The organism is Aquabacterium sp. A08, from assembly GCF_011742065.1.
On the sequence record NZ_JAAQQT010000479.1, the window covers coordinates 1 to 378 of the forward strand.

Genomic DNA, 378 nt, shown 5'->3' on the forward strand with positions numbered 1-378 from the left:
GGCCTGCTGCAGCATCTCGCGGGCGACCTGCTGGTTGATGTCGTTGTCCTCGACCAGCAGCACGTGGGCGCCGCGCAGCTGGGCCAGCCGTGCGCTGGGGTCTCCGTGCGGCTGGGGCTGCGGGGCGGGCGCCTGGCCGCTGGGCAGGGCGCTGACCACGTCCACCAAGGTGTCGAACAGCACCGACGCGGTGACCGGCTTGACCAGAACGTGGCGCATGCCCACCTCGCGCGCCTGGGCGTACACGTCGTCGTGGCCGAAGGCGGTGACCAGCGCCAGCTGGGGCGGCTGGCGCAGGCCCAGCGCCGGCACCCGGCGCGCGGTTTCCAGCCCGTCCAGGCCGGGCATCTGCCAGTCGATCAGGGCCACCCGGAACGG

At 74.1% G+C, this 378-nt stretch carries 1 protein-coding gene; it reads right to left on the minus strand.

Annotated features, from left to right (window positions below; all coding sequences use genetic code 11):
* Window positions 1–378, minus strand: a 378-nt coding sequence (locus HA630_RS27300) for a response regulator (RefSeq protein ID WP_166832239.1), incomplete at both ends; no start/stop codon positions are given.